This is a genomic window from Massilibacillus massiliensis, from assembly GCF_900086705.1.
Classification (GTDB): domain Bacteria; phylum Bacillota; class Negativicutes; order FLKF01; family FLKF01; genus Massilibacillus; species Massilibacillus massiliensis.
In genome coordinates this window covers 499301-521438 of record NZ_LT575483.1, presented here as the reverse complement: position 1 = coordinate 521438, position 22138 = coordinate 499301, and the positions used below count along the sequence as shown (strand labels likewise).

At 37.7% G+C, this 22138-nt stretch carries 18 protein-coding genes and 1 other annotated feature; of the genes, 16 read left to right on the top strand and 2 right to left on the bottom strand.

Annotated features, from left to right (window positions below; genetic code table 11):
* Window positions 1–6 precede the first annotated feature (6 nt).
* Window positions 7–182: a binding site (T-box leader), on the top strand.
* Window positions 183–266: 84 nt separating this feature from the next.
* Window positions 267–2747: a leucine--tRNA ligase gene (leuS, locus tag BN6559_RS02800; protein ID WP_110953335.1), complete on the top strand. Its 2481-nt coding sequence runs from the start codon at window positions 267–269 to the stop codon at window positions 2745–2747.
* An 86-nt stretch (window positions 2748–2833) separates the two neighbouring features.
* Here leuS and waaF read toward each other — a convergent pair whose 3' ends face one another.
* A complete protein-coding gene (gene waaF / locus BN6559_RS02795; RefSeq protein ID WP_110953334.1) occupies window positions 2834–3877 on the bottom strand; it encodes a lipopolysaccharide heptosyltransferase II in 1044 nt (347 codons plus the stop codon).
* Between the two features lie 297 nt (window positions 3878–4174).
* Between waaF and BN6559_RS02790 the strand changes: the two genes are divergently transcribed.
* From BN6559_RS02790 to holA, 3 genes are read left to right on the top strand one after another with little or no spacing between them, the layout of a single operon-like run.
* The gene (locus BN6559_RS02790) at window positions 4175–4756 is read left to right on the top strand and encodes a helix-hairpin-helix domain-containing protein (RefSeq protein WP_110953333.1); all 582 of its coding nucleotides are present in this window, start codon (window positions 4175–4177) and stop codon (window positions 4754–4756) included.
* Between the two features lie 51 nt (window positions 4757–4807).
* The gene (locus BN6559_RS02785; RefSeq protein ID WP_199883698.1) at window positions 4808–7135 is read left to right on the top strand and encodes a DNA internalization-related competence protein ComEC/Rec2; all 2328 of its coding nucleotides are present in this window, start codon (window positions 4808–4810) and stop codon (window positions 7133–7135) included.
* A 30-nt stretch (window positions 7136–7165) separates the two neighbouring features.
* A complete protein-coding gene (gene holA, locus BN6559_RS02780; RefSeq protein WP_110953331.1) occupies window positions 7166–8191 on the top strand; it encodes a DNA polymerase III subunit delta in 1026 nt (341 codons plus the stop codon).
* A gap of 62 nt (window positions 8192–8253) precedes the next feature.
* Here holA and rpsT read toward each other — a convergent pair whose 3' ends face one another.
* Window positions 8254–8520, bottom strand: coding sequence for a 30S ribosomal protein S20 (gene rpsT / locus BN6559_RS02775; RefSeq protein WP_110953330.1), 267 nt, complete (start codon window positions 8518–8520; stop codon window positions 8254–8256).
* 166 nt (window positions 8521–8686) lie between these two features.
* Between rpsT and gpr the strand changes: the two genes are divergently transcribed.
* The 12 genes from gpr (at window position 8687) to mtaB (ending at window position 22101) form a co-directional block, all read left to right on the top strand.
* Window positions 8687–9661: a GPR endopeptidase gene (gene gpr, locus BN6559_RS02770; RefSeq protein ID WP_110953329.1), complete on the top strand. Its 975-nt coding sequence runs from the start codon at window positions 8687–8689 to the stop codon at window positions 9659–9661.
* Window positions 9662–9735: 74 nt separating this feature from the next.
* On the top strand, window positions 9736–10767 hold the full coding sequence (gene spoIIP, locus BN6559_RS02765; RefSeq protein ID WP_234407890.1) for a stage II sporulation protein P: 1032 nt from the start codon (window positions 9736–9738) through the stop codon (window positions 10765–10767).
* An 8-nt stretch (window positions 10768–10775) separates the two neighbouring features.
* A complete protein-coding gene (locus BN6559_RS02760) occupies window positions 10776–11036 on the top strand; it encodes a hypothetical protein (RefSeq protein ID WP_110953327.1) in 261 nt (86 codons plus the stop codon).
* 73 nt (window positions 11037–11109) lie between these two features.
* On the top strand, window positions 11110–12906 hold the full coding sequence (gene lepA, locus BN6559_RS02755; protein WP_110953326.1) for a translation elongation factor 4: 1797 nt from the start codon (window positions 11110–11112) through the stop codon (window positions 12904–12906).
* 15 nt (window positions 12907–12921) lie between these two features.
* Entirely contained in the window at window positions 12922–14061 is a 1140-nt protein-coding gene (gene hemW, locus BN6559_RS02750; protein ID WP_199883697.1) for a radical SAM family heme chaperone HemW, read from the top strand.
* A gap of 98 nt (window positions 14062–14159) precedes the next feature.
* Complete coding sequence (gene hrcA / locus BN6559_RS02745; protein ID WP_110953324.1) at window positions 14160–15188, top strand: heat-inducible transcriptional repressor HrcA; 1029 nt, start codon at window positions 14160–14162, stop codon at window positions 15186–15188.
* A 123-nt stretch (window positions 15189–15311) separates the two neighbouring features.
* Complete coding sequence (grpE, locus tag BN6559_RS02740; RefSeq protein WP_110953323.1) at window positions 15312–15905, top strand: nucleotide exchange factor GrpE; 594 nt, start codon at window positions 15312–15314, stop codon at window positions 15903–15905.
* A 47-nt stretch (window positions 15906–15952) separates the two neighbouring features.
* On the top strand, window positions 15953–17800 hold the full coding sequence (gene dnaK / locus BN6559_RS02735) for a molecular chaperone DnaK (RefSeq protein WP_110953322.1): 1848 nt from the start codon (window positions 15953–15955) through the stop codon (window positions 17798–17800).
* 92 nt (window positions 17801–17892) lie between these two features.
* Window positions 17893–19020, top strand: coding sequence for a molecular chaperone DnaJ (gene dnaJ, locus BN6559_RS02730; protein WP_110953321.1), 1128 nt, complete (start codon window positions 17893–17895; stop codon window positions 19018–19020).
* A 96-nt stretch (window positions 19021–19116) separates the two neighbouring features.
* Window positions 19117–20055, top strand: coding sequence for a 50S ribosomal protein L11 methyltransferase (prmA, locus tag BN6559_RS02725; protein WP_110953320.1), 939 nt, complete (start codon window positions 19117–19119; stop codon window positions 20053–20055).
* Window positions 20056–20057: 2 nt separating this feature from the next.
* Entirely contained in the window at window positions 20058–20831 is a 774-nt protein-coding gene (locus tag BN6559_RS02720) for a 16S rRNA (uracil(1498)-N(3))-methyltransferase (protein WP_110953319.1), read from the top strand.
* Window positions 20797–22101: a tRNA (N(6)-L-threonylcarbamoyladenosine(37)-C(2))-methylthiotransferase MtaB gene (gene mtaB / locus BN6559_RS02715; protein ID WP_110953318.1), complete on the top strand. Its 1305-nt coding sequence runs from the start codon at window positions 20797–20799 to the stop codon at window positions 22099–22101. Before BN6559_RS02720 ends, mtaB begins: the two co-directional genes overlap by 35 nt.
* The last annotated feature ends 37 nt before the right edge of the window (window positions 22102–22138 follow it).

The following is a 22138-nucleotide window of genomic DNA, read 5'->3' as shown; positions in this document are numbered from 1 at the left end:
AAGTATAATAAACTGATGATGTAGAGTAGTAGATGAGAAGAGCAGTCTCAGAAAATTGGCGGTTGATGTGAGCCAATCTGTAATTTTATTGAACTTGCTACAGAAGTTGTGAAAAAAGAGAGGGTGGTCAACTAAGTGATGATCATCAATCAGGGTGGTACCGCGATATAATCGTCCCTGGCTTATGCCAAGGGCGTTTTGTTTTTTTTGAATTATTTTATAGAATTAGCGTTTAAGATTGCTAAATATTTTGAGGAGGCACGAGGATGAACGAAAGATATTCACCGCAAGAGATTGAGAGTAAATGGCAGGAAAAGTGGCTACACGACGGTGCTTTTAAGACAGAATTAGATAGAAATAAGCCTGAATACTATGTACTTGAAATGTTTCCATATCCATCGGGAAATTTACATATGGGACATGTTCGTAATTACTCTATTGGTGACGTAATTGCTCGGTACAAAGTGATGCAAGGGTATAGTGTCTTGCATCCGATGGGGTTTGATGCTTTTGGTATGCCAGCAGAAAATGCTGCCATTAAACATGGTATTCAGCCTGCCGATTGGACGTTTTCCAACATTGAAAATATGAAACGTCAGCAACGTCAAATTGGTCTATCATATGATTGGGAACGTGAAGTTGCAACTTGTACACCAGAGTATTATCGTTGGACGCAATGGTTATTTTTATTATTTTATAAACGTGGATTAGCTTACAAGAAAAAAGCTTCTGTGAATTGGTGCAATCAATGTAATACTGTACTTGCAAATGAGCAAGTCATTGATGGTCAGTGTTGGCGGTGTGATAGTGATGTAGTGAAGAAGGACTTGGAGCAATGGTTCTTTAAAATTACAGACTATGCCGATGTTTTATTAGAGGATTTAAAGGAGTTAAAAGGATGGCCTGAGCGTGTAAAAACGATGCAGGAAAATTGGATTGGCCGTAGCCAAGGAGCGGAATTTAGCTTTGATGTTCCAGAATTCAGTGAGAAGATTCCTGTATATACGACCTGCCAACATACCGTTTTTGGTGTGAGCTATGTTGTGCTTGCAGCAGAACATCCATTAGTTGAAAAATTAATTAACGGCAAGAAAAATGAAAAAGAAGTTCGTGCTTTTATTGAGAAGGTTCGTAATCAAAGTGAGCTTGATCGTACATCGAGTGAAACTGAAAAAGAAGGAATTTTTACTGGTGCTTATGCAGTCAATCCATTTAATGGAGAACAAGTACCGATTTGGATTGCAAATTATGTATTGTTTGAATATGGAACAGGTGCAGTTATGGGAGTTCCAACCCATGATGAACGCGATTGGGCTTTTGCAACAAAATATAATTTGCCGAAAAAATTGGTTGTGAATAATGCAGAAGGCACTTTAGATGTTAAAGCGATGACTGGAGCTTATACCGAAGCCGGGACTTTGGTGAATTCCGGTACGTTTAGTGGAATGGATACCGAAACAGCGAAATTGGCCATTTTAGACTGGCTGGATCAGAATGAAATAGGACAGAAACGAGTAAATTATCGTTTACGTGATTGGTTAGTATCTCGTCAGCGTTACTGGGGCGCCCCTATTCCAATCATCTATTGTCCAGACTGTGGCATCGTACCAGTTCCAGAAAACGAACTACCAGTTATGCTACCGAAAAATGTAAAGTTTGAAGCTGGCGCAGTATCACCGCTTGCACAAGTTGAAGAATTTGTTAATTGCACTTGCCCGAAATGCGGGAAAAAAGCGCGTCGCGAGACGGATACGATGGATACATTCATTTGTTCTTCCTGGTATTATATGCGGTATACAGATCCAAAAAACGCAGCACTTCCTTTTGACAGTGAAAAGGCAAACTATTGGATGCCGGTAGATCAATACATTGGTGGTATTGAACATGCAATTTTACATTTGTTATATTCACGCTTTTTTACGAAAGTGTTGAAAGATGCTGGAGTTGTGAATTTTAACGAACCATTTAAAAATTTATTGACGCAGGGCATGGTCATTAAAGATGGTTCTAAGATGTCAAAGTCAAAAGGCAATGTTGTGTCGCCGGAAGAAATTATTGGTAAGTATGGTGCTGATACTGCTCGATTATTTATTTTATTTGCCGCACCGCCTGAACGTGATCTGGAATGGAGTGACCAAGGTGTCGAAGGCGCCTTTCGCTTTTTAGGCAGAGTTTGGCGTATTGTAGATCATTTTTCAGCGTGTGTATCCCATGGCGAAGAACAGTATGATGTAAGTACACTGACAAAGGATGAAAAGGAATTAAGACGTGTCCTTCATACGACAATAAAAAAAGTGACAGAGGATATTGGCAATCGATTTAACTTTAATACTGCAATTAGTGCGATTATGGAATTGGTCAATACAATTTATACGATAAAAGATAGAAATGAAACCTTAAATGCAAGTTTAATTCGTGAAGTCATTTCTTCTTTGTTAAAGCTTCTTGCACCTTTTGCACCGCATATGACAGAAGAACTTTGGCATGAAGTGATTGGAGAAGGCAGTATTCATAAAGCAAACTGGCCTGAATACAATGCAGATGCAACCGTTCTTGATGAAGTAGAAGTGGTATTGCAAATCAATGGCAAGATTCGTGATAAAATTGTTGTGCCTGCGAATTTAAATGCAAAAGATCTAGAAGAAAAAGCAATGGAGCAGCCAAAAGTACAGGAGTTCCTTACTGGAAAAACTGTGATAAAAGTGATCTGTGTGCCTAAAAAGTTAGTGAATATCGTTATAAAATAAAGTAAAAGTGGTATAAAGCAGTGAAGAAAGCTGCTTTATACCACTTTTTTGACGATGATATAAAATTTTCTCGAAGCAATTCAGGTCTATGAAAGCAAAGCATTAATTTTATCCGCAACAAATTGGGGTGAAATCGTTTTCATACAAACATTGTCTTTTTTAGGGCATTTTGTTTTATGGCATGCTGTACAAGTGTGGTTGCTTTGTATAATCGTATGACCAGGTTCGAGCGGCCCATATTGCTCTGGTCTTGTTGGTCCCCATAGGCTGACCGTTGGTTTATGCAACGCAGTTGCTATATGCAGCGTTCCCGTGTCTCCAGTCAAGACCAAATCAGTTTGACAAATTAAAGCTGCAAGTTCTAACAACGATGTTTGTCCTGCTGCATTTAATAAAGGTGTATTGCATCGTTTTATAATTTCGTCAACATCTTGTTGATCTTGTTTGCTGCCGCATAGTAAAATCTGAATATTTGGTGAGAGCAAGTTGATAAAGTTAGCGAAATTTTTGTTTCCCCAATTTTTACTTTCCCAACTTGTTTTCGGATTAATCATCAGTAATTTTTTTGATGGATTTACATTTTTTCTACGAAGAAAATCTTTAGCAAAGGTATGTAGAGCGTCATTTAAACATAATGTCATCTGATAATCGGTTGTTTGGATATGTAGAGGTAATAGCACGGATAAATATCGTTTAATTACGTGTGCTGAAAGAAGCTCTGGGGCTTGTTCAGTCATGAAAAAACGATTTAGTTCGCGTGTGTTTGCCATTCCAATACGTTTTGGTGCTTTGCTATAAGCAGTGATAAAACCACTCAGAAATAGTCCGTGAATATCAAGGACGATATCAAAATGATTTTGTATGTAAAAATCTTTTAATTGTCGCCATAGTTTTTGTAATTGGCTGAGTTGAAAGTGCGCTGCGGCTTGCTCAAGTTCTTCACGAGACCAAATGTAGATTTGATCAATATAGGGATTATCTGTGAGTAAATTCGCTGAAGTTTTACTTACGATCCAAGTAATATGGCAGGTTGGATAGGCTTCTTTCAAGGCTCTTGCAACTGGTGTAGCATGTAGAACATCACCAATGGAGCTTAAACGGACAATTAAAATACGTTTGTTATGTAACATTTATATGCCCAAGCTTTCTATTATTTTATCGTTTCATTGTATTTAATAAATCAAAAATTCCTATATTTTCATTATTTGAAGTTTGCTATAAAAATATACAATACCATTAAGGATAGCAAACTTATGAAAGAATATCAATTATATTATATAAATTTGTCGAATGAGTTTTGCAATTTGCAAGATCAATGATAAAAGTATGAAATATAAAATTAAAAGAATGATTTTTCTATAATGAAAAGGAAAATGTAAAAATATGGCGAATTATTTTCGATAATGAAAGTGTGGGAGTGATTTGCTGTGCCGATTCATAAGCGTTCTCTATGGATATTTTTATTACTAGCGACGGTAATTATTGCAGGGAGTCTGTATGGATTTTATGAAAAAGATCAGGTTATGGAATTAGATGGAGGCGGCAAGAAAGAACAGGTTGCTGATGAAATGATTACAATTTATGTATCCGGTGCTGTCAATAAACCGGGAGTTTTAAAAATAAAGCAGAGTGCTAGGGTTGTTGAAGCGATTGAAGCTTGCGGTGGTTTGCTGACGACAGCAGATGCGGGAAAAATTAATATGGCACAAAAGATAACAGATGGCAGCCAAATCCATGTGCCGGAAAAGAAGCTTGTATTGGAGCAGATGGATACAAAAACAAAGGGGATGGATGGGGCAGACAATCCTTCTAGTGGAGGAAAGATTAATATTAATACAGCAGATCAAGCGGAGTTAGATAAGCTTCCGGGGGTTGGTCCGGCTACAGCTGCGGCAATTATAGAGTATCGTAAAACGGAAGGGCAGTTTAAGACGATTGAAGATTTAAAAAATATCAGGGGCATTGGTGAGGCAAAGTTTAAGAAACTTGCTGATCATATAACGATTTAGAAGATGAAAAATCCACTTATTTTTGTAAATTGTTTATTGGGTGTATTTATTATGGGAATTTTTTGTGCTGGTTATTTTGATCTGCCGCTTAATATTCTTTATGGGCTTGTTGCAATTTCATTTTTAAGTAGTGGAATTTCTCTTTATTTTGAGAAAAAGTCTGTTTACTATGGCATCCTGTTGTTGTTCTTCTTGTTAGGTTTTTTACGTTGTATACATGGTTTAGCAGTTGGAGTGAATGATATTGGTCATGAGATAGGGCAGTCAGGTAAAATGGGTGGGCGGGTCGTAGACACACCTCGTGTACAAGAGAATGGCGAAACTATTTATATACGTTATGTGGTAGAAGCGGAAACGTTAGAAACAAATCGACACCAGAAGTCGGTTAGTGGAAAAGTCGTGGTGCAAGTTACACAAAAACCAGAGCGTCCAATTGCTCAATATGGTGATAAAGTGCTGGTTCGCGGTGAACTGCAGGGGTTGCATGGTTATCAAAATCCGGGATTGATTGATACAGTTGCTATGCTCCAACGGCAAGGCATTACAGCAAAATTTAAGGGCGTTAAAGATGGGGTTATTGTAACGGCGGATGAGAAAGATAATTTCTATCGCATGATTGATCGCGTGAGAAATAATTTACGCACTGCAATGGAACATGGTATGCCGAAGCAAGATGCGGCATTATTATTTGCGATGCTGTTTGGCGGATATGAAGGAATTAAGCCCGAACTGGTTGCAGCATTTACTGCAACGGGAATTATACATATTTTATCTGTATCGGGTTCACATATTGCATTATTAGCCGCTACGATGCAGAAAATTGCCGGTGTTTTGAGGCTGCGCCCTGCATATGCAGCTATGTTTGTGAGTAGTAGTATCATTGGTTATGCAGTGTTTTCCGGTTGTGTACCACCAGTCATACGGTCTGCAGCGATGGGAATTATTACTTTTGTTGCGCTTGCATTGAAGCGAGAAAAAGACAGTGGCATTGCACTTGCCTTTGTTGGGCTTATTATGTTGGTGGTACAGCCCCAACTGATCTATGATATTAGTTTTCAGCTTTCGTTCGCAGCGACAGCTGGGCTATTATATTTGTCGCCTATCATAGGTAGTTTTCTGGTGCGATTGAATCGTTTTATTGCAATAAATTTATCTGTGACGATTGCAGCACAGTGTAGTGTATTACCTTTTTTAGCGTGGTATTTCAATGGAGTCTCTATGAGTGCGTTGCTGGCTAATCTTATTGCGGTACCGATCATTGAGGTCATGATTATTTTAGGTTTAACTGGTGTAATATTGGGATGTATATTTCCAATATTACAAAAGCTTTTATTTGTTGCTTGTAGTATGATGATAGGCCTTGTATACTATATTACAAGTGCTATTGCAGCAATTCCTGGCGGTTTTATCTATATACCGACCATGGGTGTTTTTAGCGGCTTGGTTTATTATCTTATTCTAGCTTGTAGTTTTGCAGGCTTTCATGGTAAATATAAAAATTTTATTGCGAAATACCGAAGCGTTTATAAAGTTATTATCGTTGTTTTTGGTGTTCTTTTTTGTATAAGTGGCCTTTTTTATTGGCAGCAAGATAGAAAAATTCGATTGCATTTTATCGATGTTGGACAGGGCGATGCGATGCTTTTAACAACCGCACATGGCAAGGCAATGGTCATTGATACGGGGGGCGTTCTTTCGGCATTGAGCGATTTCGATGTTGGTGAAAGGGTTGTGGTTCCATATCTTAAGCATTACGGTGTGAGAGAAGTAGAGTATCTGTTGCTTACCCATGTGCATGAAGATCATGCCGGTGGAGCTGCGGCGATTCTTAGACATTTTCCAGTGAAACATATTATTGTAGCAAATGAAAATCGGCAGGCGTATGCAAGCGTATTTAAAACGAATTTACAAAAAGTTGCTTCGTTTGTATCCGCTTATCAGGGGCAGACTTTTATATTAGATGGTGTACGAGTAGAAGTTTTACAAGCAATGGATGCCGATAAATCAGGTACGGGGAATGAAGCTTCCAATGTATTTAAGCTTACCTATGGAAAACAAAATTTTTTAATTACAGGGGACTTAGATGCAAATGGCGAAAAAGAACTTTTAAAAAGTGATAAAGATATAGAAAGTACAGTATTAAAAGTGGGACATCATGGGTCTAAAACATCTTCAACGCTAGAGTTTATTCAAAAGGTTTCACCTAGCTATGCGGTTGTTTCCGTTGGGTCAAATAATAAGTTTGGACATCCTCACAAAGAGGTATTGGAGCGGTTAGCTAAAAACGAGATTAAAGTTTTTAGGACGGATCAGTTAGGGGCAATTGTTTTTACTTGTGACGGTCAACGTCTGGATGTCGATACTTTTATAAAAAAATAAATGTGTAGGTTTTAATCAAAAGGAGTAACGATGAATTATTTTGAAATTGTGCAGGAAATTGAGCAAGGGGTAATTATGCCTATTTATTTAATCAGTGGAGAAGAGACTTATCTCGCTGATAAATTAGAAAAGACATTGATTCATAGATTACTGCCAAATGACCAGCGGGACGAAATTCAAGTATTTCATGGCGATGTGGAAATTGATGCTTTGGAGAATTTGATCAATGCTGTTCCTTTTTTTGGTGAACGAAATGTTATTTTGATTCGCAATACGAATCTGCTAAAAGAGAGAAAAAAAAATGCGGATTCCCTAAAATCTAGTCATAAAGAAGATGCTTTGCAGCAGTTGTTTTCGAATATGCCATCCTATAGCGTTTTAATTTTGTTTACACCTGAAAAGGCAGACAAACGTCGTAAATTATATAAAACAATTGCGAAGTATGGTCGTGCAGTGGAAGTGCTGCCGATTAAGCCTTGGGAAGTAAAAGATTGGTTAAAGGGAAAGCTCAAAGAAATTGATCGGCAGTTTTCACGTGATGCTTACGAATATTTCTTAGAAGTAACAAGTGTAATGCAGACCATATCATTGGGATTCCTTGATCAAGAAATAGATAAAATCTTATTGTATACGGATAAAGCAGTGATTACCAAGCAAGATTTATTGGAGCTTTTAACGAGTATTCCGGAAGTTTCAATTTTTGCAATGCTGGATGCAATTAGCGATAAAAATCTAAAAAAAGCATTAAGCTTGTTGTCCGAACAATTGAGTGCAGGAGAACATCCACTTAAAATTATTACAATGTTTAGTCGCCATGTAAGGCAACTGTGGCAAGTGAAAACATTATCCACAAGAGGATATAACGGTAAAAAAATTGCAGAATATGTTGGACTTGTACCCATTATTGCAGAAAAGTTGATTGCTAAAAGCAGAAATTTTGATGAAAAAGTTTTGAAGAATGCTTTAATTCGTTTGGCCGATGCGGATTACAAATTAAAATCTGGGCAAGTGAATTGCATTTTGTTGGAAAATATTATCATTGAATTATGTGTGTGAAAAAAGAGCAAAATAATAAAGCCTATCCTTAAAAAGGATAGGCTTTTTATTACATAGTATCACTATTTAGCTAAAGCATTAAGTTTGCGAGCTAAACGAGATTTTTTACGCGCTGCAGCATTTTTATGGAAAACACCTTTAGCAGCTGCTGTATCAATAGTTTTGCTAGCTTTGATAAGGAGGGCTTTAGCTTCATCAGCTTGACCAGCTTCAATAGCTTCTACTAATTTACGAGCAGCAGTTTTCACAGCTGATTTTGCAGCGAAGTTTTTTGCACGACGTTCAGCGTCAGTTTTTACGCTACGTACAGATGAAATAATATTTGGCAAGTGTTTCACCTCCTTAAGGGTTTGTTTACCTAAATATTCTAGCATGTACTTATTGAAATTGCAAGCATGAATTCTTGGATAAACACACAAACTAAAATCGTGTCGTTGAATTGGTTTATTAAAATCACAAAATGATACATTATATTTTTTATTAAGGGGCGATGTTGTGGAAAATTTTATTGAGATTAGAACAGATTTAGCAATTGAAGCACGTGAGATGATAACAAAACGTGTATCGCATGAAGTATCCGGTGTGGATGTTGTAACGAGTAAAGATGAGGATGTATTGATTACGAGAGTTAATATTAGCAATCAATCAGCGGAAGAAGCATTAGGAAAACCAAAAGGGAAATATATTACCATAGAAGCACAAGGGTTGCAATATAATGATGGAGAACTACATGAAAAAATCAGTGGAATTTTGGCTGATGAACTTCATCATTTGGTAAAAATAGAGCCGACAGCTACAGTTCTGGTTGTGGGGTTGGGAAATCGAAATATTACACCGGATGCATTAGGTCCCAAAACAATAGAAAAATTAGTTGTAACGCGTCATATGAAAGAGATGTTAGTAGATAAAGTAAAAAATGAAATGCGGCTTGTTTGTGCAATTGAACCGGGTGTTCTGGGGATTACAGGAATTGAAACGGCAGAAATTATTCAAGGGCTTGTAGCAAAAGTTAAACCCGATCTTGTCATTGCAATTGATGCACTTGCTGCTGCTGCAAGCCATCGTGTAAACACAACTATACAATTGGCAAATACAGGGATTCATCCGGGGTCCGGTGTGGATAACAAACGATTTGGCCTCAATGAGCAAACATTAGGTGTACCTGTGATTGCAATTGGTGTACCGACTGTCGTACATGCTTCCACGATTGCAATGGATACGATTCATACACTGAAAGATCACGCATCTTTTGCTCGTTATTTTAAAAGTATGGAAACATTATCGGAGAGAGAATGCCAAGTTATCATCAGGCAAGTATTACCAGAAACTTTAGGGAATTTAATGGTAACGCCGAAAGAGATCGACCAAATTATTACCGATATTTCTATGGTTGTAGCAGAAGGGCTTAATCGTGCTTTGCATGAAAAAATAGATTACGAAAATATTCATCAATATATTAAGTATATATGATAGCTTGTTTGCATATACATCGTATGTAAGTGAAATTTCGCTCTATAGCAATAGGGGGAACTATAGTGACGAGAATGCAAAAAAAGCGATTGTTGAATGCAAGTAAGAAAATGTTAATGCTTCATGTTGTGATTGCTACAATTATATTTAGTAGTATTTACAATTCTTTGGTGAATGTATCTGTGCCTGTAGCGGCGATGCATTCACCAAACAGTGTATTTTTAGGTCTGGCTACTTGGCGAGATTTTTTATTTTGGGGAATTCCCGGACTAGCTCAATCTAATAGAATAAAAAGTGATCAAACAATAACAAATGCGAACTCAGTACGCATTTGGCTGAATGACACGTTCACTTTTTTCACGAGTATTAATGGAAATGATTTAAGTTCAATCTTGCGGGCTGAGCTGCCAAGAATGCCAGGTAAAAGTGATACTTTACGAAGTGTATCAGCATCTACACAGTCTAAAAAGGCGTCCTTTAATCTTACCAAAAATTCTGGTAAACCCGTTGTGGCAGTGTATCATACCCATACAGCCGAATCCTTTATTCCGAGTTCTGGTGTAGCACATAGTCCAGGTGGACAAATTGGTGAAATTGTTGAAGTGGGAGATGCTTTAATTCAATCATTAGCAAAACAAGGCTTTGCAGGAATACAAGACACGACGATTCATGATTATCCTAGTTTTATGAAAGCGTATAGTGCATCTGAAAATACCGTAAAAAAAATATTAAAAGAACAACCGGATTTAAAGATGATTTTCGATATTCATAGAGATGCGGAAAAGAGAGAAAATTATATTGCAAACGTTCAAGGTGAAACAGTCGCCCAAATTACAATTATTGTTGCGCAAGGGCAGCCCGATTTACCGCAACCTCATTGGAAGGAAAATTACGCGTTAGCAAAAAAGATCAAGGAGAAATGTAATGAAAAATATCCAGGCTTAATGAAAGGAATTCAGCTTGTAGAATGGCGATATAATCAACATTTGCATCCACATGCTTTATTGCTTGAAGTGGGAACGCACGAAACAAGTAAGCAAGAAGCAACACGTTCTATGGAAATGCTGGGGGATGTGATTGCAGAAATTTTACAAGAAGGTGATTGAGGTGAACTATGCGAAAAGTTGAACGAATTTGGTTAGGCAAAATGCTCAAAGGAATCTGTTTGCTTTTCTTGTTTATTCTTGTTGGAACCGCGATTGCCGAAATGCAGATTGATGATTTAACGTGGAACCGTGAAATGCTCATTCGAAATTATATTACTGATTTCTATCAATTCACATTATCTGAATTTGCGTATCTAAAAAATAATTTTATGGGATATTATGCATATCTTATAAAAGTAGTCACCAGTTATATTCAAACTGTATTGTAATACTTGCGGGGGGGCTGCAGACAGTGCTATAATTTAAGGCAGTATTTGTAGATTTAAGGTTCTGGAGGAAAATATGCAAACAAAGAATATTCGTAACTTTTCTATTATTGCACATATAGATCATGGTAAATCAACAATTGCAGATCGATTGATTGAATATACAGGAACTTTGTCTAAGCGTGAGATGGAAGCACAAGTGCTTGACCAAATGGATTTGGAACGTGAACGTGGTATCACAATAAAAGCACAAGCGGTTCGACTTGATTATGTTGGTAAGGACGGACAAACCTATCAAATTAACTTAATTGACACGCCTGGACATGTAGATTTTACGTATGAGGTATCGAGAAGTTTGGCTGCTTGTGAAGGTGCGCTTCTAGTTGTTGATGCTGCACAAGGCATAGAAGCGCAAACTTTAGCCAACGTATATTTGGCTTTAGAAAATAATTTAGAAATTATTCCAGTTATTAACAAAATTGATTTACCAAGTGCGGAGCCAGAAAAAGTGAAACAGGAAATAGAAGATGTAATTGGCCTGGATGCTTCGGAGGCAGTTCTTGCAAGTGCAAAAGTGGGAATTGGCATTGAAGAAATTTTAGATGCGATTGTAGAAAAAGTACCAGCTCCAGCGGGAGATGTAAATGCGCCGCTCAGTGCGCTTATTTTTGATTCTCATTTTGATGCATATAAGGGAGTAATCGCTTATGTGCGTGTTATGGATGGTTTTATTAAACCAGGCATGAAGTTGAAAATGATAGCGACCAATAAAGAGTTTGAAGTTACGGAAGTGGGCTGTTTCAGACCTGCTTTGACGAATGTAAAAGAACTTGGTACTGGACAGGTTGGTTTTGTTGTCGGCAGTATAAAAAATGTGAAAGATGTTCGCGTTGGAGATACAATCACAGATGTAAACCATCCAGTCGACAAAGCATTGCCTGGGTACCGAGGTATTAATCCAATGGTGTATTGTGGATTATATCCAGTAGATAGTTCTGATTATGATAATTTAAAGGATGCCTTGGAAAAGTTACAACTAAATGATGCTTCGTTATTATTTGAGCCAGAGACTTCAATTGCTTTGGGATTTGGCTATCGCTGCGGTTTCTTAGGTTTGCTGCATATGGACGTAATCCAAGAACGCTTAGAACGTGAATATAACTTAAGTTTAATTACAACGGCACCAAGCGTAATTTACCATGTATATAAAACAAATGGTGAAGTTTTAAAGATTGATAATCCATCCCATCTTCCACCAACAACGGAAATAGATCATATTGATGAACCTTACGTTAAAGCAACCGTTATCGTACCAAATGATTATGTTGGCGCAGTGATGGAATTGTCGCAAGAAAAACGCGGTGAATTTAAAGATATGAAATATTTAGATGTGAATCGTGTTATGGTAACCTATCATATTCCTCTAAGTGAAATTATCTATGATTATTTTGATCGTTTAAAATCTTCTACGCGTGGATATGCTTCACTGGATTATGAATTATCTGATTATCAAACATCTATACTCGTAAAATTAGATATCCTGCTTAATGGTGATGCTGTTGATGCATTATCGGTGATTGTACATAAAGACAAAGCGGCACAACGCGGCAGACAATTGGCAGAGAAATTAAAAGGCATTATTCCACAGCAGATGTTTGAGATTCCAATACAGGCTGCTGTTGGAAATAAGATCATTGCAAGAGAGACCGTACGGGCAATGCGTAAAGATGTATTGGCCAAATGTTACGGTGGTGATATTAGTAGAAAGCGTAAACTATTAGAGAAACAAAAAGAAGGTAAAAAGCGCATGAAATCTGTTGGAAACGTTGAAATTCCGCAAGAAGCATTTATGGCAATTTTGAAAATTGATTGATTTTGGGAGTGTGGTATGATGAATTTAGGTTTATATGTTCATATACCGTTTTGTCAGCAAAAATGTTTTTATTGTGATTTTCCTTCCTATGCAAATCTAGAATGTCTACACGAATCCTATGTAAACGCCTTGTGTTTAGAGATTGCTGCACAAGGCGCTCTTTTATCTCATCCTGTACTTGATACGATTTATATTGGCGGTGGAACACCGACGGTATTAAATGTGGAAGCATTAAATAAAATTATCGTTGCAATTGAAAAAAATTTTGCGGTTTCTCCTCAAGTGGAAAGTACAATTGAAGTGAATCCAGGAACTGCAAATGAAGAAAAACTGCGTATGTTGTTTGAAAATGGCATCAATCGACTGAGCTTTGGTGTGCAAAGTTTTCAAGATAGGCTGTTAAAAAAAATCGGTCGTATTCATACTGCTAAAGAAGCTGAAGAAGCTGTTTTATTAGCAAAAAAAATTGGTTTTCGAAATCTTAGCTTAGATTTAATGTATGGTTTACCAGAGCAAACGGTAAATGATGTGCGAAAGAGCATTGATCAAGCGGCTGCACTAGGAATCGAACATGTTTCTGTTTATGGGTTAAAGATAGAGGATGGAACTGTATTTGAAAAACTGCAAGAACAAAATACGCTAATTTTGCCAAGTGACACCCTAGATGAGGAAATGTATCATTTGGTTATGCAATTGCTGCCGCGCTATGGATATCAACGTTATGAAATTTCAAACTTTGCTAAACCTAATTTTGAAAGCAAACATAATTTGAAATATTGGCAAGTGAAACCATATCTTGGTGTTGGTACAGCTGCACATTCTTACCTTAAGGAAAAGCGTTTTTCTAATCTTGATGACGTAAAAGAATACATTCGACGCAGGTTTGCGGGAGAATCGACGATAGAATCTTGTGAGAGCCTGGATTGTATAACACAGATAGAAGAATTTTGTTTTTTAGCACTTCGAATGAAAAATGGAATTGATTTAAAAATTTTTAAACAAAAATTTAATCGTAACTTTTTTTCTGTTTATGGTCATATTATAGATAGGCTCAAATTTAAAAAGTTAATTGCGCAAGATGGAAACTTTATTTATCTGACTGATTTAGGGATGCAATATGGAAATCAAGTTTTTTGTGAATTTTTATTAAAATAAAAGCTATTGTTTTATTGACATTTTAATTGAGTAGTGGTATGTTTTTATTAGACATTAGCACTCACTAATGTAGAGTGCTAACAATAGGGGGTGGGAAAATGCTTGATGAGCGTAAGCAAAAAATTCTCCAGGCTATCATAAATGACTATATTTCCACCGCAGAGCCTATTGGTTCAAGGACAATTGCCCGTAAATATGACCTTGGTGTCAGTTCAGCTACTATACGCAATGAGATGGCTGATTTAGAATTGCTGGGGTATATTGAGCAGCTGCATACTTCTTCGGGCCGTATTCCTTCTGCGAAAGGGTATCGCTTTTATGTTGATGATTTACTATCGCCAGAGGCAATGAGTGAAAATGAAATTAATTTGATCAGTAATTGGTATAATGTAAAAGTAAAGCGAATTGAAGAAGTTTTTCAAGAAACAGCAAGAATTATATCAAGAATGACGAAAAATATTTCATTAGTTTTGGCACCGCAATTGGCGCAAGCGACCTTTAGATATCTACAATTTCTTCCTTTTGGGAAGCATAGTGCAATTGTTGTAGTTATGACGGATGCAGGATTTATTGAAAATAAAGTGATTGCTATGCCAAACGGTACAACAGTGCAGGATTTACAGTGTATTGCTAGTGTTGTAAATAAGCACTTGGCAGGGCAGGCTTTAGAGTCTATTAAGCCTTCCGTACTAAGAAAAATTAAAGCAGACGTCTTAGCCGATTCTAAATTATTTGATGCTACGATTGAGGCCATTAGTCAGGCACTTACCGTGGATAAAAAAGAGCGTGTATATTTAGGTGGCACAACACAGCTTTTAAATCAGCCGGAATTTCGTGATGTTGAAAAGGTAAAAAATATTTTGTTGATGCTTGAAGAAGAGCAACTCTTATGCGATTTGCTTCACGCGCATGATGGAGATGGAATTGTTGTTACGATTGGTCAAGAAAATAAATATAGTGGCATTCAAGATTGCAGTATGGTGAGTGCTACGTATAAATTGGATGGTAAAATCATTGGTACAGTTGCAGTACTTGGACCAACTCGAATGGAATATGGTAAAATTATGGCATTGCTTGATTTTATGAACAGCAATTTAGGGCAAATATTAAAAAAATATAAATTTTAGAGAGATCAAGTAAAGTTGGTCTCTCTAAAATAAAATCAGTTACTTATTTTATAACTATAAATAAAGTGAAAGCATGAAGAATCAATACTTAAGTAGTAAAAATAAAGAGGTGAAGAATTCATAATGGCGGATGAGCAAAAGCAAAAAACTGCAGACGCGCAGGAAGTTGCAGATTCTTTAAAAAATGACGAAATACAGGAGCATACGCAGGCAGAGAATGCGCAGCAAATAGAACAGACTATAGAGAATGAAGAAATTATACGTTTAAAAACTGAATTGGAAAGTAAGGATAAGCTTATACAGGATCACATAGATCGAGTAAAGCGGTTGCAAGCGGATTTTGATAATTTTAGAAGACGTACGCGCCAAGAAAAAGAAGAATTATCCGGCTTTGTTATTCAAAATTTAATAAAAGAATTATTGCCGATGTTAGATAATTTTGAACGTGCTTTGGCTGCTGATACAAGTGTGGATCATAGTTCATTTAAAAATGGTATTGACATGATCTATAAGCAACTTTTCAGCATTTTAGAAAAAAATGGACTTGAAACAATTCAAGCCGTAGGGGAAAAATTTGATCCGAACTTTCACGAGGCGGTTATGCGTGTCGCAGATGACACGAAGGAAGATGATACGGTTGCTGAAGAATTACAGCGCGGATATCTTGTGTCCGGTCGCGTCGTAAGACCAAGCATGGTTAAAGTTGTAGGTAATTAAAGTTTATAAATAAAAAGATTGATATATTTTGCAAGGGGGATTTCATAATGGCAAAAGTAATAGGTATAGACTTAGGTACGACAAATTCGGTAGTAGCGGTAATGGAAGGTGGGGAACCTACAGTTATTGCAAATACAGAAGGAAGTCGTCTTACACCATCTGTTGTTGGATTTTCAAAAACTGGAGAACGCTTAGTAGGGCAGTTGGCGAAACGTCAAGCAGTATCAAATCCTGAACATACATTTAGTTCAATTAAACGTCATATGGGGACGGAGTATACAGTCAGTGTTGATGACAAGAAATATACACCACAAGAAATATCCGCAATGATTCTACAAAAATTGAAAGCAGATGCTGAAGCATATCTTGGTGAAACTGTTACACAGGCAGTTATTACAGTTCCTGCATATTTTAATGACAGCCAACGTCAAGCGACGAAAGATGCTGGTACAATTGCAGGTCTTGAAGTACTTCGTATTATCAATGAACCAACGGCCGCTTCACTCGCTTATGGTATGGATAAGGGTGAAGAACATACGATTTTGGTATTTGACTTAGGTGGAGGTACATTTGATGTTTCCATTCTCGAATTAGGCGATGGCGTATTTGAAGTTAAAGCAACAAACGGAAATAACCGTCTTGGCGGTGATGATTTTGATGCGCGTGTAATGAAATGGATGGTTGAAGAATTTAAAAAGGAAAGTGGTATTGATTTATCAGCAGATAAAATGGCAGCACAACGCTTACTTGAAGCTGCTGAAAAAGCAAAAATCGAGTTGTCTGGTGTTTTATCCACGAATATCAATTTGCCGTTTATCACAGCAGATGCATCTGGACCAAAACATTTGGATTTAACGTTGACACGGGCAAAATTTGATGAATTAACTGCAGAGCTTGTTGAAAATACGATGGCGCCAACACGTCAAGCGTTAAAAGATGCCGGACTTTCTGCTAGTGAAATCGATAAAATTATCTTAGTTGGTGGTTCTAGCCGTATTCCTGCAGTACAGGAAGCGATTAAGAAAAACCTCGGTAAGGAACCTCATCGTGGTGTAAACCCAGACGAATGTGTTGCAGTTGGTGCAGCGATCCAAGCGGGCGTGCTTGTTGGCGAAGTAAAAGATGTATTGTTACTTGATGTAACGCCGCTTTCTTTAGGTATTGAAACATTAGGTGGCGTATGTACAAAAATCATTGAACGCAATACAACGATTCCTACATCAAAAAGCCAAACTTTCTCAACTGCTGCGGATAATCAGCCATCTGTTGATATTCATGTTCTTCAAGGTGAACGTGAAATGGCTGCTGGTAATAAGACACTTGGTCGTTTTGAATTGTCAGATATTCCACCAGCTCCAAGAGGTGTACCTCGTATTGAAGTTACATTTGATATTGATGCAAATGGTATCGTACATGTTTCAGCGAAAGATCTTGGCACTGGGAAAGAACAAAAGATTACAATTACAGCTTCCGGCGGTATGAGTAATGAAGATATTGATCGTATGGTAAAAGAAGCAGAATCACATGCTGCAGAAGATAAACAACGTAAAGAAGAAGTTGAAGTAAGAAACAATGCTGATTCTTTGGTTTATCAATCAGAAAAGACAATCAAAGATTTAGGTGATAAAGCAGATAAAGCGCAAGTTGAAAAAGTAGAAGCTGCGGCGGCAAAAGTTAAAGAAGCCTTAAAAGGTACGGATCTTGAAGCGATTAAATCCGCAACAGAGGAACTTACAAAACCTTTATATGAAATGAGTGCTGCTGCATATCAAGCTGCGGAAGCGCAAAATCCAAGTGCACAGGGGGATCCTAATGCACAAGCGGATGAACAAGCGAAAAAAGATGAAAATGTAGTAGATGCTGAATATAAAGTTGTGGATGACGAAAAGAAATAAGTTACGCTAATTGAGAGAGAAAGTCTGATGACTCCGACTAATTTTTAGTCGGAGTCTTACGGCTAAAAGATACATGTTTAGGATGGTGTAAAGTGAGTAAGCGCGATTATTATGAAGTGCTAGGCGTATCTAAAAGTGCATCAGATGATGAAATAAAGAAAGCATTTAGAAAGCTAGCGAGAAAGTATCATCCTGACGTTAATCGTGATGATCCTAAAACGGCAGAAGTAAAATTTAAAGAAGCAAATGAAGCCTATGAAGTTTTATCAGATTCTAAACGTCGGGCTCAATATGATCAATTCGGTCACGCTGCGTTTGATGGCAGCGCGGGCGGCGGTGCAGGTGGTTTTGGCGGATTTAGCAGTAGCGCAGGTGGCTTCGGTGATATCTTTGATATGTTCTTTGGTGGACAAGGTGGATTTGGCGGTTCCCATAAACCAGGGCCAGAACGCGGCAGTGATTTACGTTATGATTTGGAAATTGACTTTAAAGAAGCTGCCTTTGGCAAGGACGTTGAACTCAATATTCCTCGTACAGAAACCTGCGAAAGTTGTCATGGATCAGGTGCAGCAGCCGGAACACACCCTGAAACCTGTCCGACTTGTAAAGGAACAGGTCAGGTGCAATTTACACAAAATACACCGTTTGGTCGTATGATCAATGCCAAAGCTTGTGACAGATGTAATGGAGAAGGTACCATTGTTCATACACCTTGTAAAACTTGTGGCGGTAAAGGGAAAAAACGTGTAAAACGCAAAATAAGTGTTAAAATTCCAGCGGGTGTTGATAATGGATCTAGAATTCGAGTGACAAATGCTGGTGAAGCTGGTACACGCGGCGGATCTTCTGGGGATTTGTATGTTTATATTTTTGTAAAACCGCATAAATTATTTAAACGTGAAGGAACAGAGGTCATTTGTGAGGTGCCGATTACGTTTGTTCAAGCGTCACTCGGTGATGAGATTGAAGTGCCTACTTTAGATGGTAATGTAAAAATGAAAATTCCTGAAGGCATTCAGTCAGGGACGATTTTACGCTTGAAAAATAAAGGTATTCCATATTTACGTGGGCAAGGTCGCGGTGATCAACATGTAAAAGTAAAAGTTTTAACGCCGCAAAAATTAAACGAAAAACAAAAAGCATTACTGACTGAGTTTGGACAAATCAGTGGTGAAAATGTAAATCCAGAGCAAAAAAGCTGGTTTAAAAAGTTTTTTTAAGTGAATGGACAAATTTGTTGAGTAAAAAGCCGAGGGATATACCTCGGCATTGCTTGTCTAAGGCAATCACATTGTTAAGGGAGAGATTGAGTAATCATGAAATGGGCTGAAATTGGGATAAAAACAACACACGAAGCAACGGAAATTATTGCAGAGATTTTTCACGAATTAGGAGCTACTGGTGTCGTGATTGAAGATCCTGAACTTGTGAATGAATATCGTATTTCAGGTGCTTGGGATTATACGGATATACCAGAGGCAATGGATACGGAAGTTGTTACGGTTAAAGCCTATTTGCCTGTTGATGAAGAACTGGATGACAAGCTTCGTATATTTGAAAAAAGAGTGGATGAATTGGCAGGAAATAATATAGATAAAGGTTTAGGCGATATTTCTTGTAATGAGATTCAAGAAGAGGATTGGGCTACTTCTTGGAAAGATTTTTTTCATCCCGTGAAAGTTGGAGAGCTTATCGTAATTAAACCTTCTTGGGAATCATATCCTGCCAGTCCAAATGACATCCTGATTGAACTCGATCCAGGCATGGCATTCGGCACGGGAACGCATCATACTACCGCTATGTGTATTCGCCTTTTAGAAGAAACGATTACTGGCGGTATGGACGTTTTTGACGTTGGCACAGGATCTGGTGTATTGGCAATTGCAGCAGCAAAACTTGGTGCGAAAAAAATTATGGCAGTAGATTTCGATGCAATGGCTGTTCGCGTGGCAAAAGAAAATGTAGAGATCAATCATGTAACGGATCTAATCAACGTCAAACAAGGGGATTTGATGAAGGGGCTGGATGGAAAGGCGGATGTGATTATTGCAAATATTGTCGCTGATATCATTATTCGTTTACTTGAGGATGTACCGAATAAATTAAAAAAAGGTGGTACCATGATTGCAAGTGGCATTATTGCAGAACGTCTAGGCGATGTAACAGAAGCTGTTTTGGCACAAGGTCTTGTTGTAGATAAAGTCGTTGAAGAAGGTGGCTGGGCTGCAATGCTTATTCGTAACGGAGGCTTTTAAGAGTGAGAAGGTTTTTTATTCAAGTTCCGCTTCAAGATAAAATTACGATTTCAGGTGATGATGCACATCATATTATCCATGTACTTCGTTATAAAATTGGACAAAATTTCATTGTTGTAGACGTTAACGGAAAGATCGCTGAGACAGAAATCATTGAGATAGAAAATGATATACTTACCTTACAAATCGTATCGATTTTAGAAGAAAATACGGAAGCGCCAATAGAAGTAACTTTAGCACAATGTTTGCCGAAATCGGATAAAATGGATTTCATTGTGCAAAAAGCTGTAGAGCTTGGTGTGAGTCGTATTATTCCTGTTATAAGTCAGAACTGCGTTGTAAAATATGACGATGCAAAAAAAGAAGCACGACGGAAAAAATGGCAAAAAATTGCGATTGAAGCAGCTAAACAATGCGGTAGAACGATTTTGCCTACCGTGAGTCCCATTATGCAGCTGAAACAATTGCAGTTAGAGCTACAGCAAGATACAATCGCATTTATGTGTTATGAAGGACAAGCTGATGCAGCAATAAAATCTTTGCTGACAACGACAGAAGCTAAAAAGTTTTTGATTTTGATTGGCCCCGAAGGTGGGTTTACTCAAAACGAAGTTACGGATTGCAAAGAATTTGGCGTTCGTGTTGTTACGATGGGACCAAGAATTTTAAGAACAGAAACAGCCTCACTTGCGGCAATCAGTATGGTGATGTATCAAAATGGTGATTTAGGAGGAGAATGTTTTGGCAAGAGTTGCTCTCACAACGCTGGGGTGTAAGGTAAATCAATTTGAGACTGAAGTTATGGAAGGTCTATTTAAAGAGCGGCATTATGAAATTGTTCCTTTTGAAAGTGAAGCTGATTTTTATGTCATCAATACTTGTTCGGTAACGCATTTAGGAGAGAAAAAATCACGCCAACTTATCCGCAGGGCGATGAGACGGAATCCAAGTGCGATCATAGCGGTGACTGGTTGCTATTCGCAAATTGCACCAGAACAAGTAGAAAATATTGAAGGGGTAAAAGTCATTATTGGAACAAAGGAACGCAATCGAATTGTTGATTTAGTAGAACAAGCAGCGCACGAAGAGGGCGTTGTAAATGCGATTACGGATATTATGCAGGCAAAAGAGTTCGAAGATATTCCGCTTTTTGATACGCCGGGTAGAACGCGTGCCTTCTTGAAAATTCAAGAAGGATGTACCAATTTCTGCACATATTGTATCATTCCTTATGCAAGAGGTCCGCTTCGTTCTCGGAAGCTGCAAAGTGTAATTGATGAAGCGGAAAAACTTGTTGCAGCTGGATTTAAAGAGATCGTTTTAACAGGAATTCATCTGGGGGCGTACGGCAGAGATTTAGATACTAAAATAAGCTTGGTAGATGCAGTCGAAGCTGTTTTAAAAATAAAACCATTGAAACGTTTACGTTTGGGGTCCTTGGAGTCGATTGAGCTTTCACCAAAGTTGTTTGATCATTTATGCCGAGATGAGAGATTTTGTCCGCATTTACATTTACCGTTGCAGTCTGGCAATGATGAAATACTAAAGGCGATGAATCGGCATTATGATACAGCAGAATATAAAAGATTAATTCATGATGTGATGCTCGCCGTGCCTAATATTGCGATTTCTACGGATATTATCGTTGGGTTTCCGGGCGAAACAGATGAGATGTTTACACAAAGTTTAGAATTTGTAAAATCAATAGAATTTGCTAAAATTCATGTGTTTCCATATTCCAAGCGGCAGGGTACACCAGCGGCGAAATTTTTGGCTCAAGTAGATGAAGAAGTGAAAAAACAACGTGCGCATATGATGCAACTTGTAGCGGATCAGAAAGCTGATGCGTATAGAAAACGTTTTATTGGCAAAACACTTTCTGTTTTAATAGAAACGGAGCATCAAGGAATTCTAGATGGCTTAACAGGAAACTATGTTCGTGTTTATCTCGATGGAAACGATGGACAAGTCGAATGTGGCGCAATTTATCAGGTCTACTTAGAAAAAGTATATAAAGACGGGGTCTGGGGTAAAATTTTCAAATAAGTTGCTTTATAAAGCAGGTAATTTGTAAAAAAAAGCG

Excerpts from the sequence above, each read along its gene's own strand:
- grpE (WP_110953323.1), top strand. The coding sequence starts at position 15,312 with ATGGCGGATGAGCAAAAGCAAAAAACTGCAGACGCGCAGGAAGTTGCA.
- hemW (WP_199883697.1), top strand. The coding sequence starts at position 12,922 with ATGATGAATTTAGGTTTATATGTTCATATACCGTTTTGTCAGCAAAAA.
- BN6559_RS02760 (WP_110953327.1), top strand. The coding sequence starts at position 10,776 with ATGCGAAAAGTTGAACGAATTTGGTTAGGCAAAATGCTCAAAGGAATC.
- BN6559_RS02785 (WP_199883698.1), top strand. The coding sequence starts at position 4,808 with ATGGGAATTTTTTGTGCTGGTTATTTTGATCTGCCGCTTAATATTCTT.
- holA (WP_110953331.1), top strand. The coding sequence starts at position 7,166 with ATGAATTATTTTGAAATTGTGCAGGAAATTGAGCAAGGGGTAATTATG.
- spoIIP (WP_234407890.1), top strand. The coding sequence starts at position 9,736 with ATGCAAAAAAAGCGATTGTTGAATGCAAGTAAGAAAATGTTAATGCTT.
- waaF (WP_110953334.1), bottom strand. The coding sequence starts at position 3,877 with ATGTTACATAACAAACGTATTTTAATTGTCCGTTTAAGCTCCATTGGT.
- prmA (WP_110953320.1), top strand. The coding sequence starts at position 19,117 with ATGAAATGGGCTGAAATTGGGATAAAAACAACACACGAAGCAACGGAA.
- hrcA (WP_110953324.1), top strand. The coding sequence starts at position 14,160 with ATGCTTGATGAGCGTAAGCAAAAAATTCTCCAGGCTATCATAAATGAC.
- leuS (WP_110953335.1), top strand. The coding sequence starts at position 267 with ATGAACGAAAGATATTCACCGCAAGAGATTGAGAGTAAATGGCAGGAA.
- lepA (WP_110953326.1), top strand. The coding sequence starts at position 11,110 with ATGCAAACAAAGAATATTCGTAACTTTTCTATTATTGCACATATAGAT.
- dnaK (WP_110953322.1), top strand. The coding sequence starts at position 15,953 with ATGGCAAAAGTAATAGGTATAGACTTAGGTACGACAAATTCGGTAGTA.